13 protein-coding genes and 2 tRNA genes are annotated in these 14,772 nt (G+C 43.2%); 8 read left to right on the top strand and 7 right to left on the bottom strand.

Translation table 11 applies throughout. The features are described from left to right. Positions 1 to 163 precede the first annotated feature (163 nt). The 3 genes from ACX0G7_RS20790 to dnaA all read right to left on the bottom strand — a co-directional run bounded on the left by ACX0G7_RS20790 (position 164) and on the right by dnaA (position 2,022). Positions 164 to 237, bottom strand: a tRNA-Pro gene (locus ACX0G7_RS20790). A 167-nt stretch (positions 238 to 404) separates the two neighbouring features. Continuing rightward, positions 405 to 495, bottom strand: a tRNA-Ser gene (locus ACX0G7_RS20795). A gap of 93 nt (positions 496 to 588) precedes the next feature. Further along, on the bottom strand, positions 589 to 2,022 hold the full coding sequence (gene dnaA / locus ACX0G7_RS20800) for a chromosomal replication initiator protein DnaA (RefSeq protein ID WP_458925449.1): 1,434 nt from the start codon (positions 2,020 to 2,022) through the stop codon (positions 589 to 591). Between the two features lie 656 nt (positions 2,023 to 2,678). Between dnaA and ACX0G7_RS20805 the strand changes: the two genes are divergently transcribed. Then, on the top strand, positions 2,679 to 4,247 hold the full coding sequence (locus ACX0G7_RS20805; protein WP_458925450.1) for an NAD(P)/FAD-dependent oxidoreductase: 1,569 nt from the start codon (positions 2,679 to 2,681) through the stop codon (positions 4,245 to 4,247). On the opposite strand, the gene ACX0G7_RS20810 is transcribed toward ACX0G7_RS20805, so the two are convergent. After that, entirely contained in the window at positions 4,210 to 5,265 is a 1,056-nt protein-coding gene (locus tag ACX0G7_RS20810; protein WP_458925451.1) for a zinc dependent phospholipase C family protein, read from the bottom strand. The two genes, ACX0G7_RS20805 and ACX0G7_RS20810, sit on opposite strands and share 38 nt — an antisense overlap. Positions 5,266 to 5,471: 206 nt before the next feature. On the opposite strand from ACX0G7_RS20810, the gene ACX0G7_RS20815 reads away from it, so the two are divergent. From ACX0G7_RS20815 to ACX0G7_RS20830, 4 genes are all read left to right on the top strand, one after another. Then, positions 5,472 to 6,407, top strand: a complete 936-nt coding sequence (locus ACX0G7_RS20815) for an ABC transporter ATP-binding protein (protein WP_458925452.1) — start codon at positions 5,472 to 5,474, stop codon at positions 6,405 to 6,407. Positions 6,408 to 6,416: 9 nt separating this feature from the next. After that, positions 6,417 to 7,724, top strand: a complete 1,308-nt coding sequence (locus ACX0G7_RS20820; protein ID WP_458925453.1) for an ABC transporter permease — start codon at positions 6,417 to 6,419, stop codon at positions 7,722 to 7,724. 156 nt (positions 7,725 to 7,880) lie between these two features. Then, positions 7,881 to 8,756, top strand: coding sequence for a coiled-coil domain-containing protein (locus ACX0G7_RS20825; RefSeq protein ID WP_458925454.1), 876 nt, complete (start codon positions 7,881 to 7,883; stop codon positions 8,754 to 8,756). 414 nt (positions 8,757 to 9,170) lie between these two features. Continuing rightward, positions 9,171 to 9,302 (top strand): hypothetical protein, encoded by a 132-nt coding sequence (locus tag ACX0G7_RS20830; protein WP_458925455.1) that lies wholly within the window; start codon positions 9,171 to 9,173, stop codon positions 9,300 to 9,302. Positions 9,303 to 9,416: 114 nt separating this feature from the next. On the opposite strand, the gene ACX0G7_RS20835 is transcribed toward ACX0G7_RS20830, so the two are convergent. Continuing rightward, positions 9,417 to 9,839 carry a carboxypeptidase-like regulatory domain-containing protein gene (locus tag ACX0G7_RS20835; protein ID WP_458925456.1) on the bottom strand — a complete coding sequence of 141 codons (423 nt, stop codon included), beginning with the start codon at positions 9,837 to 9,839 and terminating at the stop codon, positions 9,417 to 9,419. 127 nt (positions 9,840 to 9,966) lie between these two features. Beyond that, positions 9,967 to 10,965: a sugar phosphate nucleotidyltransferase gene (locus ACX0G7_RS20840; protein ID WP_458925457.1), complete on the bottom strand. Its 999-nt coding sequence runs from the start codon at positions 10,963 to 10,965 to the stop codon at positions 9,967 to 9,969. 209 nt (positions 10,966 to 11,174) lie between these two features. Between ACX0G7_RS20840 and ACX0G7_RS20845 the strand changes: the two genes are divergently transcribed. Together ACX0G7_RS20845 and ACX0G7_RS20850 are read left to right on the top strand one after the other, a co-directional pair. Then, complete coding sequence (locus tag ACX0G7_RS20845; RefSeq protein ID WP_458925458.1) at positions 11,175 to 12,455, top strand: serine hydroxymethyltransferase; 1,281 nt, start codon at positions 11,175 to 11,177, stop codon at positions 12,453 to 12,455. Positions 12,456 to 12,510: 55 nt separating this feature from the next. After that, positions 12,511 to 12,930, top strand: coding sequence for a DUF4293 domain-containing protein (locus ACX0G7_RS20850; protein ID WP_458925459.1), 420 nt, complete (start codon positions 12,511 to 12,513; stop codon positions 12,928 to 12,930). A gap of 47 nt (positions 12,931 to 12,977) precedes the next feature. On the opposite strand, the gene ACX0G7_RS20855 is transcribed toward ACX0G7_RS20850, so the two are convergent. Further along, a complete protein-coding gene (locus ACX0G7_RS20855; RefSeq protein ID WP_458925460.1) occupies positions 12,978 to 13,436 on the bottom strand; it encodes a hypothetical protein in 459 nt (152 codons plus the stop codon). A gap of 451 nt (positions 13,437 to 13,887) precedes the next feature. Here ACX0G7_RS20855 and ACX0G7_RS20860 point away from each other — a divergent pair, with 451 nt between their 5' ends. Then, positions 13,888 to 14,766 (top strand): T9SS type A sorting domain-containing protein, encoded by an 879-nt coding sequence (locus ACX0G7_RS20860; protein ID WP_458925461.1) that lies wholly within the window; start codon positions 13,888 to 13,890, stop codon positions 14,764 to 14,766. Positions 14,767 to 14,772 lie beyond the last annotated feature (6 nt).

Genomic DNA, 14,772 nt, shown 5'->3' on the forward strand with positions numbered 1-14,772 from the left:
CCGTATCCAAGTGTTAATCTGTTTTATCCGCAAAAAAACACCTTCATTCAAAATCCCCCAAATTTTCTACCTGATCCAAAAAAGGCGAAAGTTTTTATACCGCTCGCGGCAGAGTCATGTAAAGTAAAAAAAGGCGGCACAATAGCCACCTTTTTCACTTTAGTCGGGGCGGCAGGATTCGAACCTGCGGCCTCCAGGTCCCAAACCTGGCGCGATACCGGGCTACGCTACGCCCCGATCCTGTTATCGCTTTTTTATATTAGACTCTTACTCTGCAATCATTGCCACCTACAAATCTAACTCTTCACTTTCCCACCGGCGGACCGCGTCCGCCATAGCTCGCCTCATACAACCCTCATCCTGTTTATCAACATACCCGCCTGGCAAAAGTCGGCGAGCGACGGCGGAGAGGGAGGGATTCGAACCCTCGGTACAAGTTTAAGCTCGTACAACGGTTTAGCAAACCGGCCCTTTCGGCCACTCAGGCACCTCTCCGAGCCCTTTTTTCGGGAGGGCAAAAATAGGGAAAAGTATTGTCAATTGTAATTGTTGAACGACTATTTCCGAGTTTTTTTTTAGAGAGCCCTTTTACATAGCAGCCAACTGAACCTTTTGCTGTAGTTCAACCACGCTTTCGCGGAATGTGCTATCAGTGTCCATCAGGTCCTTCACTGTCTGGCACGAATGGATCACTGTTGTATGATCACGTCCGCCAAAGTGTTCACCGATGGTTTTCAGCGAATTTTTTGTAAAAGCTTTGGCGAGATACATGGTGATCTGCCTTGCCTGGACAATTTCCCGCTTGCGGGTCTTCTGAAGAAGTTTATCGTAAGGAACATCGAAGTATTCGCATACCATTTTCTGGATGGTCTCGATGGTTATTTCTTTACTGCTTGTCTTCACAAAATTTCTCAACACCCTTTTTGCCAGGTCGAGGTCGATTTCCCGCTTGTTGAGCGAAGACTGTGCCAACAATGAGATGAGCGCTCCTTCAAGTTCACGCACATTGCTGTTTATATTATAGGCAAGATATTTGACCACTTCACGCGGCATATCCAGCCCATCATTTTTCATTTTGCGTTCCAGGATCTCGATCCGGGTCTCATAATCCGGGATCTGGAGATCAGCACTCAAACCCCAGCGGAAACGGCTTAATAATCTTTCCTGGACACCTTCGAGATCTTTTGGCGGCTTATCTGATGAAAGGATCAGTTGCTTGCCACTCTGATGCAGGTGGTTAAATATGGCAAAAAATGCATCCTGTGACTTTTCAGCACGATTGAAGAACTGGACATCATCAATAATCAGTACATCAACCAGTTGATAAAAATGTATAAAGTCATTGATGGCATTGTTGCGGCTATGATCCTGGAACTGATTGATAAACTTTTCAGAACTAACGTAAAGCACCACCTTGTTTGGCATTATTCTTTTTGTCTCATTGCCGATGGCCTGGGCAAGATGCGTTTTACCCAAACCTACACTACCATATATAACAAGTGGATTGAAAGAACTCGACCCCGGTTTTTCAGCTACTGTTTTACCTGCCCTGCGCGCAACCCTGTTTGAATCTCCCTCTATGAAATTGTCAAATGTATAAATCGGATTCAATTGCGAATCGATCTGCATTTTTTTCAGACCGGGAATTACAAATGGATTCTTAACAGGATTATGTATGATTAAGGGGAAATCCATTTCATTATTTGAAAAGGTTTTATACCCATGTGCAGGAACATCCATTGTAAGCGGTTTGTGGGCATGATTGCCACTATCAACCATTATGCGATATTCTAACTGAGCATCTTTGCCAAGAACACGACGCAAAGTTTTTGCCAATAAATTCACATAGTGTTCTTCAAGATACTCATAAAAGAACTGACTCGGAACCTGTATTACAAGAATGTTAGATTTTAATTCAACTGGCGTGATTGGTTCAAACCAGGTTTTGTAATGCTGCCATTCGACAATATCTTTGATTATTTCCAGACAATTACTCCAAACTTTATCGAAGGACTTAGCCATTATGTAAGAGCGATTTTTAGATTGAGTTAAAGCTTTTTACTCCTCCATTAACACAATTTCACAAGACTCAGATAATAAGTTCTCCACAAAAAATTAACGTAGGGGAGCGAATATCAAAACTTTTTTTTGAAAAAAAAATTTTTTATTCCCCTGGTTGTTAAACTATACAAGCATGTAGTGAAATCATATTTTGTAAACGTTTGGATGTTAATGTACGCACTGGACTGAAACACTGACTGGTAGCGGGTTTTATTAAAACCGTCGTTTAAGAAAGAAATAAGAAAAATAAGTCAGCATAATATCTTTTTAAAATAGTCTTGACAATTATCAAGTAAAAAAACGGTTATGGATTTATGCAACAAAATGTGTTTAGAAGGGACTTTAAAACACGAAAAAAAAATCTAAATACTAACCAGAAGTGCGACGGGATTTTTTTTTCTATATCTCTTGAAGATACAAATTATTTTAGTCGGCGGAAGGTTAAAATTTCATTTTAAAAAGAAATAGACAAACCCCAAGCTTTGCGATGTTTTCATCTGGATTTTGCAAAAAAAATCGAAACTTACTCCATAACTATTTACAATTCAATAAGGCAAAATCGGGAACGATAGATAGCGTATTTTTGCAGCAATATTTTAGGATAAATACCTAACCACATGCAGAAATCAGTGTCTTTAAAATTGCTTCCCTCAGAAGCAAATGATCACAATGTTATACAACAGTATGCTGCTCAATCACTCAGCATACCAACCAGTGAAATTTCCGGCTTCGTCATCAAAAAAAAATCAATCGACGCTCGCGGTCGACAAACTTATATTCTACTCAATCTGCTGATATATATCAATGAACCCTTCCATGATGAAAAAGTGATCAGGATCAATTTTCCCGATGTTACCCACTCACCCCAGAAAGTAATTATTGTCGGTGGCGGCCCTGCAGGGCTGTTTGCGGCACTTAAGCTTATTGAAAATGGCATTCAACCGATAGTTCTTGAACGGGGGAAAGATGTGAGGGCCAGGCGGCGCGATCTTGCCGCGCTTAATAAAGATGGGATAGTGAACCCTGAAAGTAATTATTGTTTTGGCGAAGGAGGAGCTGGAACATATAGCGACGGAAAGCTATATACACGCAGCACGAAAAGAGGAGATTTACAACGAGTGTTATCCCTTTTGTTTCAATTCGGTGCACCCGAATCAATTTTGTACGAGGCTCATCCACATATCGGTACCAATAAGCTTCCCCAGATCATCACTGCCATGCGAAAACAGATTGAAGATGTGGGAGGATTGTTCCTGTTCGAAAAAAAAGTCACCGACTTTATTATGCAGGACAATCATATCAGTGGTGTAATAGTATCAGGCGGTGAGCAGTTTCATGCGGATGCGGTGATCCTGGCAACTGGTCATTCGGCACGTGATATTTTCGTGTTGCTTCATCAGAAGAACATACTCGTGGAATCAAAACCTTTTGCGTTGGGTGTCCGGATCGAACATCCTCAACAACTCATCGACTCGATCCAGTATCATTGCCCAACGCGCGACGAAGCACTACCACCTGCCGCTTACAGTCTTGTACAGCAGGTCAGTAACCGTGGCGTATTTTCCTTTTGTATGTGTCCCGGCGGCATTATTGCGCCAGCTGCCACAAATCCGGGAGAGATTGTAGTCAACGGTTGGTCACCTTCAAAACGTAATAATCCATTTGCGAATAGCGGTATGGTTGTATCTGTTGAACCTAAAGACTACTTCGATGGAAAAAATAATGACCCGCTGGCCGCAATGAAATTCCAGGCAGCGGTTGAACAGAAGGCTTATGAGGCGGGTGGAGGCAAACTTGCTGCCCCTGCACAACGCGTAGTTGATTTCGTAGAGAGAAAAATTTCGGCGTCTCTACCGGCTTGCTCATATCTTCCTGGTATCCATTCAGCAGACATAAGCGCTGTTCTGCCGGCATTTGTCAGCGATGCTTTACGCGCTGCACTTCCTTTGTTTGGAAAAAAGATGCGCGGTTATTTCACCAATGAAGCAGTTATTGTTGCAACTGAATCAAGAACTTCCTCCCCGGTCCGTATTCCGCGTGATCCTGTTTCACTGCAACACCCACAGGTGAAAAATCTTTACCCCTGTGGTGAGGGAGCAGGCTATGCAGGCGGTATTGTAAGTGCTGCAATGGACGGCGAACGCGTGGTTAGCGCGATCCTTTCCGTGCTGAGTCCGGCTGGCTAACAGGTTTTTCTTTTGTTTCGCTATCTGTATTCTTCTTTGCAATCAGCTTTTGCTTCCTGATAAGCGTATTTTTTTTATGGTAAATTTTTTCCGCCCTCAGATCACGCATGTTATGGACATTTTTATCCGATATGATCTCCAGCGAAGGCTCCCCGGCATCTACCCAGCTGGTGTACCAGAAATCAGCCACGAGGTTCACAGCCAACAGTAACTGGGCATTAACGCTCTTGCCTATGCGCTGATAATATGCCTTTGCAAACTCGGTATTGTAGCTTTTAACTGTCTTTCCGTTCCTTACCTGGATCCGGTACTTTGTGTCACCGGGAAAATTTTTGGCTGTCAGCTCCTCTTTTTTCAACATATCATCTACCAGGAGGTATGAGGACCGCAGCGCGCCCCAGATCGCCTGTTCCGGATCTTTGAGGTAGGTAACCTTGTATGGTGTGTACAATTCAAACTGATCAATGTATAATTCAGGCATCATTGATTCCCATAAACTATGCAGGCCAGGCTGCCCCGTTAGCTGGCCATCGTAATTCAGGGTAGTATGCAGAGGCACATGTGCATCTGCCACATAATGTGCAAGATCAGCCGCGTGAAAAAGGATCGAATCCTTGTCCCAGGATTTGAAGGCTGCAGTCAGCCTGTTTTTGGATTCAATCACCTGGTAAGGCAGGTATCCGTATTTTGAAAGTGAATCTTTGCCATATTTTGCCACGGCCTCTTCAAACTTAAAGGGCATTTTCCAGGCGCCCAGCTGATCGGGATCATAGGCTTCAAAATCGACAAAGTGTTTTGGGGCCTCAAGAGAATCCTGGTCTCTCCGCAAGTCGGCTCTTACCGATTCTTTCACCAGGTAACCGAGGTTCTGATGGAAAAACACTGCCATCGAGTTGGGCAAAAGATAAACAGCCAACTGATTTACAGATCGGTGCACGAGAAATCCCCAGCTTGTACAACAAAAGCTGATGATCACAATAAGCGTTAAAGAACAATAGCGGTAAAATGATTGTTTCATAGCAGTGACAAATAAAACACAAATCCTCCACCGGGGAGTTTCGAATTTGTAAAATTTCTTTTTTAAAAACAAACGAAGGGATGTCTAAATAATTTTTCGATCACTCAATAATAAAAACCGAAATTGCGATGCACTCATCCTTAGTTTGTGTATTATAATAAAATCACTGGGTCAAATGCCAGCCTCCCTCACTAAACCTTACTGAAATGAATATTCTCGAAGTAAAAAATCTTAAAAAATATTATGCTACCCAGAAGGCAGTGGATGATATAAGTTTCACGCTCGCGCCGGGCAGCATATTCGGGCTGCTGGGACCAAACGGCGCAGGTAAAACGACGCTGATCCGGATGATTACCGGTATTTTCTATCCCGATGAAGGTGAAATACTTTTCCAGGGTAAGCCATTTAATGTAGCTGATCATGTGATCAACATTGGCTATATGCCCGAAGAACGCGGGTTATATAAAAAGATGAAGATTGGTGAACAGGCAGTTTACCTAGCACAACTGAAAGGACTTAGCAAGTCAGACGCCCTGCGAAAAGTAAAAGAATGGTTTGTTCGTTTCCAGATGGAAAGCTGGTGGAACAAAAAAGTCGAAGATCTGAGTAAAGGAATGGGGCAAAAACTCCAGTTTGTTACTACGGTTTTACACGAACCAAAACTGATTATCCTCGATGAACCCTTCAGCGGTCTCGATCCGGTTAACTCAAACCTCATCAAGGACCAGATCTATCAACTCGCAAAAAACGGAAGCAGTATCATATTCTCCACACATCGCATGGAACAGGTGGAAGAGATCTGCGATCATATCATCCTTGTAAACAAAGGTAAAAAAGTGGTCGACGGCACCGTGCATGATGTCAAACAGCGGTATAAAGAAAACCTCTATTCGATCAGTGTTGACCATCTGCCTGCCATCACAGACTCTTCGAAGTTCGAGGTGATCGGCCACAAAGACAAACATACTCTGATCGTTAAAATACTGGATGGCTACAGCTCAAATGATGTGTTAAGGCATTTCATAGACGGGCAATCCAATGTAAACAGCTTTCATGAAATCCTGCCTTCCCTGAATGATATCTTTATCAAGCTTGTTGAAGGAACCCCACTTACCCGCCAATTTCAAAAAGTAACTGCTTAAAACAACTTCATGAATAAAACCTGGCTAATTGTACAAAGAGAATATTTCTCCAGGGTACGTAAAAAATCATTTTTGCTCACAACCATACTGGTACCTCTCGTCATTATTGGTTTTTACGCGGCTATCATCGCCATATCTGTGAGCGACAACTCCGAAACCGTCAAAGTTGCCGTACTTGATGAAGCCAACCTGTTCAACAGTAGTGTGCCGAAGAGTAAAAATGACGTCATTGTCTATGACCTGATCAAAAGCGAAAATGAACAGGCCTTTAAATCGAAGTACAAAGCTTCCGGATATAACTACTTTCTTTATGTGCCAAAGATCGATTTGAATAAACCGGTTGGGATCAGGCTGCACAGTGAATCGGCAGTAAGCCTGGGTAATAAAGGAAAAATTGAGAAAACAGTCAACCAGGCGATCGAAGCGAAAAGGCTGGAGGAAGCTAATATCGACCCGGAGAAATACAAAGCGATTAATGCAGATATCAACCTTCAGAATATAATTGACTCCGGGAAGGGCGAAAAAAAGAGTGTTGCCGGTGTGGCCTATGCTATCTCCTTTGCCTGCGGACTTCTCATTTATATGATCCTGATGATCTATGGTACTATGGTGATGCGGGGTGTGATGGAAGAAAAAACAAACCGGATCGCAGAGGTGATCGTCAGTTCAGTTAAGCCATTCCAACTGATGATGGGCAAGATTCTCGGGATTGGTGCAGTAGGCATCACGCAATTTGTTATCTGGATCATCCTGCTTGCGGCATTACAGCTGCTGATGCCTGTTCTTTTCCCTGCAATGGGCCAGGAACTTGCACAACAGGCGGCTGCCGGTGCCACACAGCCTGAATCCTCAGGCATGTTACTTACCATCACTGAAGGGCTGAGCTCGATAAATGTTCCGCTCAATATATTTTGTTTCCTGTTTTATTTCGTTGGTGGATACCTGTTATATGCTTCACTTTTCGCAGCAATCGGCAGCGTGGTAAGCGAAGACCAGTCAGAAGCACAGCAACTGGTTTTCCCGGTAATGATGCCAATTATACTCGCCTTCGTCATTATGACTAAAGCGATCGCAGAGCCTAATAGCAGTCTTGCAGTTTTCGGCAGTCTTTTTCCCCTAACCTCTCCTATCGTAATGATGGCGCGGATAAATTATGATGTGCCTGCCTGGGAACTTATATTGTCGATGCTCTTCCTGGTAATCGGCTTCCTGCTGTTCACCTGGCTCACCGCAAAAATTTACCGCACGGGTATCTTATTATATGGCAAACGGGTTACCTGGAAAGAAATGGTGAAGTGGGCGTTTAAAAAAGCTTAATAAGTTATCCTCCTGATAGATCGCCGTGGAATTTTAGTTAATTCCGCGGCTTTTTTTTGCAAATTCTCGAAAAATACGGGCTGGAAAACATTTTACGAATTTTATCGTATTTGTGTACGAAAACAATCGTAATTTGAAATCCTAAAGTCATCAACCATGAAAATACATATCAGACAAAGCCATCGTCTTATGGCTATCGGCGCAGCTGGATTGCTGTCGGTTACACTTATCGCCTGGAACCAGGGACCTGAACCAGGGAGAAACGATACCACGTTTTACCGGGACACTGTTCCTGCAAAAAATCCAAAAACCGCAGAAGCGCGTGATCTTGATAAGGAACTTGAAAAGCTTGACCGCGAGATTGAAAAGCTGGAAGAGTTAAAGGTCCGGAACTGGGAAGAAATTTCAGAGAATATCCAGGAGCAAATCAGCCGCATCGATGCAGAAGCAATGAAAAAGCAGGCTGAGCTGGCGATGAAGTCTGTTGACCTGAACAGGATAAACCTGGAGGCTCAAAAAGCGATGAAGGCGATTAATCTTGAAGCCATGCAAAAAGAGATCAATGAGGCAATGGCCCATGTGAATCAGGATGCCATGGTGATGGGAAAAGCTATGTCAAAAGCAAAGGCTGAGCTCGACAGGGAACTTGCCGAACTGAAAAAACTGAATACCGTGGAGATGGATAATACCATCAAGGAAATGAAAACCGAACTTGAAAAAGTTAAGATAGAGCTGGACAATGAAAATATTGACCTCAAAACGGAGATGAATAAGGCCAGGACCGACATCCGAGAAGCAAACAAAGAATTACGCGGATACCAGGAGATGATCTATGCAATGGAGAAAGAAGGCCTTATCGATACAAAAAAGGATTATAAGTTAAGCTACCGCGATGGTTCTGTTTATATAAATGACAAAAAGCAAACAGATGCTGTAACTACGAAATACAAGAAGTATTTCAAGGATGACGTTAACATCAGCAAGAAGGACGGGCGATTCAACATCTCCATCAGGACCGAAAAATTTGATTAAACGAAATAATTCTCACCATTTTTTTTCTCTCATGTGACTGTTAGAAAACGGGGCTGTTCTCAGCCCCGTTTGTGTTTAGAAAATGAGGCGCGAAGAAAGTGATGAGTTAAGAGTTATGAGTGATGAGTAAGTTTTGAGTTGTATAGTAGTTAGGAGGTCTCAAGGGGGATAAGGATGAATGAGCTTCGATTAGCACGGTCGTGAGTGCGCCCAGGCTGCCAGGTGTAAGCGCACATAATGTATCCTAAGCTAATCATCAGTCTTGGCTGGCTTGGGCTGAAATGAAATAGGTATCTTCAATGAATTGTTCATTGAATCTAAGACGGTGACTTACCCGTCATTACTGCGGCGGTTAAATAAAAAGGAAAAGAATTAAAAAAAAGAGATGCAGTTGAAAGTAGTACGAGCAAAAAAATGAAAGGAATTAAAAAACAAATAAGTAAAAACAATGAAGTAGAAGAACGACATGAAATTGAAAAACCTATCAGGGTGCAAGGCGTGGAAAAGAAAAACATACTGAGTTTAGAGTTCGGCCCCCATCAATAAAAACCCGACTCTATAACTTAATATCCACTTATAACTTATTCATCACTCATAACCCTCAACTCATCACTTTCTTCACGCTCATCACTTTCTTCACGCTCCCCTCTTGCTTCACCACTAGTTAAAGTCCATCATCCTCATCATGGGATGGAAATAGTCACTGTCTTCTCCCTTGTCTTCTGATTTAAGATCGATGTTCAGTCTTAACGAAAGACCTTCTTTAATAACAATTCCTTCGCGGCGGCAGCTTTTATACCCCTTTTTTTCGAGGACGATCGTGATTTCGCCTGAAGGCATCTGGTTAACCTTGAAGTTTCCGCTCGCATCAGTAGTGTACTCTCTTTTATCACTGACACGTGAACCGGTGACAACAACAAGTACCCCGGCAACCGGTTTCTTGGTTGAAGCATCCGTTATGCTGCCATGTAATACGGGTTCTGATTTTCCATATGCAACATCTATCGGAAACTCATCGGCCTTAGCTAAAAGGCTCAATGGCAGGAAAGAAAGGGATAGAAGAATATATTTGACGCCTTTCATATAACAGGTTTTGCGGGCATTTGACATAAAGACAACAACAATTAGGGATATGTTGCACTTCGTCTATGAAAGTTACTTCAATTATTTCACCACACAAAGCAGCCTGAAAATTAATTTGGACAACTTATCATGATTCACCGAGATCAATCTCAGTGTTGTCGCCGATATTCAGGCTCCGGGCCTCCCCTTTTACCTCCGTATCGCTCCCGATAAGCGAATGCGTCAAAACGATGTCGTACAGGTCTGCAAAAGAACCTATGATAGAATTTTTTACGATCGAATAGCTGACCGTTGTTTTTTCCCCGATCGTCACATTCGGACCGATGATGGAATTTTTTATGTCGCAGCCGGTTGAAATACTTACCGGTGGAACTATGATCGTATTCTCAAACTGGTGATCATCGGCAATAACACCTCCGAATTTTTTGAGGAGAATTGCGTTTGATTCAAGCAGGGTTTCTTTTTTACCGCAGTCGAACCAGTTTTGAACTTTAAAAGATTTGAATTTTGCTCCCTGGCTGATCATGCACTCAATGGCATCCGTAATGCTGAATTCGCCCCGGCTGCGAACACCGTTCCTGATATTATTTTCAATGCAGTCAAATAATATAGACGTCTCTTTTATCCGGTAGATCCCTACCAGTGCCATGTTTGACTTAGGTATCTGGGGCTTCTCAACCACCCGGCTGATAAAACCATCTTCGCCGATTTCCGCCACGCCGAAATCACGCGGATCATCTACCCTTTTCACTGCCAGCACTGAGTGTGGAAGTGCCAACAGTTCCCTGACATCATATTCACAGATCGTATCTCCGAGAACAACAAAAATCTCGTCGTTCGCCACCAGTTCCCTGGTGAGCTGAATGGCATGGGCAATTCCGTGCCGGTCTGCCTGGTGAATAAAGTGACTTTGCAGGTCAGGATACTTTTCCCTGATATAATCCTTGATTTTTTCTCCCAGATAACCAACGATAAAAATAAATTCAGTGATACCTGCTTCCTTCAACTGGTCTACGATAATACTGAGAATAGTTTTCCCGGCAAGTGGTATGAGCGCTTTGGGTTGTGTATATGTATGAGGTCGTAGCTTCGTTCCTGCGCCTGCTACTGGGATAATTGCTTTCATTTGATTTGTGTTTGACACCATGGCCATCTGAACGATACGATAGCCAGACTACTAATCCTTGAAGCCATTCCTGGTGTTTAAACTGGTAAGACCCTCGCTTAAGGCGTGTGAAAATAGTGAATTTTGATAAGAAATAATCTTGGGGGTTATTTCCTTAGGTTTATTTTTGCCGTGAATTTTGAAGGACCTACTAATAATATAAAGAAAATATGCAAAAGGACACCCAGGTATTTGATCTCATTCGTAAGGAACTTGAACGCCAGCGTCGTGGCATTGAACTGATTGCTTCGGAAAACTTTACTTCTTTGCAGGTGATGCAGGCGATGGGTGGAGTGATGACCAATAAATACGCTGAAGGTTACCCTGGCAGGAGATATTATGGTGGATGTGAGATTGTTGACCAGACTGAACAACTCGCCATTGACCGGATAAAACAGGCATTCAACTGTGAATATGCTAATGTACAGCCACATTCAGGTGCACAGGCAAATGCAGCGCTGCTACTGGCCATAATCCAACCCGGTGACAAGATCCTGGGACTTGATCTGAGTATGGGTGGGCATCTTACCCATGGATCTGCGGTCAATTTTTCCGGCAAATTATACCAGCCTCATTTTTATGGCGTCAAAAAAGACGATGGCCTGGTTGACTATGATATGATGGAAAAGGTTGCCAAAGCTGAAAAGCCAAAGCTTATCATCTGCGGCGCATCGGCCTATAGCCGCGACTGGGATTATGAGAGAATCCGGTTTATTGCAGACGGTATAGGCGCTTTCGTTATGTGCGATATGGCGCACCCCGCCGGACTAATAGCAAAAAACCTGCTTAGCTCGCCTTTTGACTATTGTCATTTTGTTACTTCGACTACCCACAAAACCTTGCGTGGGCCGAGAGGTGGCGTCATCCTGATGAAAAAGGATTTTGAAAATCCTTTTGGTCAGAAAGATAACAAGGGTAATGTCAAAATGATGAGTAACCTCCTGGACATGGCCGTTTTCCCGGGCACGCAGGGAGGTCCGCTCGAACATGTGATTGCAGCAAAAGCGATTGCCTTCGGCGAACTCCTCAGCGATGAATTTACCTCCTATGCAAAACAGATTGTGGCGAACGCCCAGGCTATGTCGGGCCATTTTGTTTCAAAAGGATATGATATTGTTTCCGGCGGTACCGACAACCACCTGATGCTGATTGACCTCCGGAACAAAAATATCAGCGGTAAAAAAGCAGAACAGGTGTTGGGCAAAGCAGATATCACGCTTAATAAGAATATGGTGCCTTATGATGACAAGTCTGCCTTTGTCACCTCGGGTATCCGGGTTGGCGTACCAGCCATTACCACCCGTGGGATGACTGAAAAACATATGGCCACCGTAGTCGATTTCATTGATAAGGCGCTAATGAATGCAGATGATGAGGCGTTACTGGAGAAACTCGGCAAAGATGTGAACGCGTTTATGGAACAGTTTTCCCTGTATCCGGAGCTTGGATGATAGTTGATTGAATTGTTAGTTCGGAAATAATCGAAACCAATAATATTTTATCCCAATGATTCAACGTATTCAATCGATCTGGCTGTTGTTAGCCGCAGCGGCATGTTTCCTTACGCTAAAACTTCCCTTCTACAATGGAAATGTGATCCAGCCTGATCAAACCCGCCGGTTCGAACAGCTGACGGCAATGAGCAATATCTGGCTGATGATCCTGACTTTTCTACTTGGTACCGGTATTCTTGTGATCATATTCCTGTTCAAGGACCGGAAACTCCAGATGAGGCTCACGATTGTTGCAATAATTCTGTCAGTAATTAATATAGTGCTGTTCTTCGGCGAGTTGAAAAAGTTCGTGGAAGGGGCTTTCAATCTTACTTCACCGGTAGTATTTATAGTGCCCGTTTTCCTCGTACTCGCTGCCCGTGGGATTTATAAGGACCAAAAACTGATAAAAAGTCTGAACAGGCTAAGGTGAGAATGAGTGGAGAGTTATGGGTGATGATTGATAAGTTATTGCGGGCGTTAGCGGCCGAGTTCAAATTCATAGGACCTGATCCAGCGGCCATTTTCCATTTTATTATTGGTAACCTTTACCCGGATAGGTTGTTGCCCGTCGTCGAAAACGGTATGCTTTGAATCTTTGAAGTCAAACACGTCTTTGGTGGCATAACCCTTGCTGAGCATGGCTGCCATCATTTTCTGGTATTCGTTCCGGTTATAAGTGCGGTACGTCAGCACCCGGCTTTTGATATTTTTCAGATTCACATCTATATAAGATAGTGCGCGAACCCAGGTCGGAGACTCCTCGTTTCTTTCCAGGTGACTATAATAATATTCCTCGCTTACGGAGTCGACGTCCTTTTGCATGAGCCGGTAGCCTTTTTTCTTCATCAGCGTATCTATCCCGAAACGGTCCATGTTCACAAGAGCGACAAGTTCGTTCATGCTTACTTCCTGGGCGATGACAAAGGCAGGGAGCATAATAATAAGCGTTAATAATAGCCGTCGGAACATGTCTGGTGTTTCTGCAAAGAAAACCGAATACATGCTGATATTATGTTAAAACACGACAAAGCAGTTGTGGCGCTCTTACCGGGAGTCAAAAGGATGAGTTTTATTGGTGTCCGGGAAGACCCGGAAAGTTGGAAACCGCTTCCTTGTTTGCAGGTTTAACCTTCTATCTGTAAGCGGTTTAAGGCAAAATGAGCTTTAAAGAAAAAAATTTTCACCGGGGACTTGCAGATCATTTTTATTTGTTCTACTTTAGCCTCAGATAATCCACTCCACAGAAAACTAACAGATCCTCTCCTACTTAAACAACTACTGCCAATCTTCCTACATTAAAGGCCATCAAATCCTCCTTGTGGTAAACTCCGACTTTACATTCATTTGTATTCGAAACCACTTATATAAATATTTAACTTTAATGTACATGAAGAAATTTTACTCTATTATCGCATTTTTAATCCTCTCTACGGTCTTCTCCTCCACGGCTTTCTCGCAACCGGTTTGTAGAGCTTTCGCAAACATTTCCGAAGATCTCAGTATCAACAGATGCAAGGTAGACATCCTCGTACTGGAGTCATATTGGTTTGGAGCACAGGTCAGGATTTATGCAGGCAATACTGAAGTAACCGCTGGTGCCCCGGTGTTTGTTAGCGCTACAGGCACTGCCAGTGTTCCCTATGTTTGTGGTAACCTTAATACTATCACAGCGATTGAATTTGAAAAAGATGGTAACAAATGCGGAGAGAACGGTGAGATTGAGATTAATCAGCGTATCGTTCTTCCAATAGTTCTCGGAGCTTTTAATGCAACCCTGAGAGGAAATGAGGTTGCATTGAACTGGACCTCACAGCAGGAAGCAATGAGCTCGCATTTTGAAGTTGAAAAAAGTGGCGATGGTAAAAGCTTCACCACAGTTGGTACTGTAAAAGCTGCAGGGTTCTCGATTAATCCCCTCAACTATAGTTTCACAGACAAAAGTTTCAGCGGTGCAGGTTTTTACAGGCTGAAAATGGTTGACCTGGATTACAAGTTTAAGTATTCCAAAGTGGTTTATGTAAACGGCGGATCTTCTGCTTCAACTACACTGTCTGTTTTCCCTAACCCGTTCCGTTCTGATGTTCAGTTGAAAGGAATCAACGCTTCGGATGTAAACAAAAATAACATCCGCGTATTCAACGTGGCAGGTAAGGAAGTGAGCTACCAGGTAACAGGAGCTAACTCAATAGCAATCGATGCAAATCTGCCAAAGGGTGTTTATATCCTGCAGGTTAAGGATCTTCGCTACAAACTGGTAAAAGAATAATTTACT

The sequence above is a fragment of the Flavitalea antarctica genome, from assembly GCF_054461535.1.